Source organism: Neisseria sp. P0021.S007, from assembly GCF_051956855.1.
On sequence record NZ_JBQCXA010001509.1, the window covers coordinates 1 to 470 of the forward strand.

1 rRNA gene is annotated in these 470 nt (G+C 43.0%); it reads left to right on the forward strand.

Annotation, left to right across the window (positions count from 1 at the left end):
• Positions 1–208: 208 nt before the first annotated feature.
• A 16S ribosomal RNA gene (locus ACTHUR_RS19985) occupies positions 209–470 on the forward strand; the annotation flags it as partial.

The window sequence follows — 470 nt, forward strand, 5'->3', positions numbered from 1 at the left end:
AGTATAACACAGTTAGTTAGAATTTTCGATAATTTTAGTTGACATTTGCTAAATGTACTGTATAATTCGATTCGCTCTTTAAAAAACAGGTTACCGATAAGTGTGAGTGTATTAGGCCTCACACTGTTTGAAAGACAGACAAGATGATGTTTTAGACATTGTCCTGTCGGTTTCTTTGAAGCAGACCAGAAGTTATAAGTTAGAAATTGAACATAAGAGTTTGATCCTGGCTCAGATTGAACGCTGGCGGCATGCTTTACACATGCAAGTCGGACGGCAGCACAGAGAAGCTTGCTTCTTGGGTGGCGAGTGGCGAACGGGTGAGTAGTATATCGGAACGTACCGAGTAATGGGGGACAACTAATCGACAGATTAGCTAATACCGCATATTTTCTGAGGAGGAAAGCAAGGGACCTTCAGGCCCTACGTTATTCGAGCGGCCGATATCTGATTAGCTCGTTGGTGGGGTA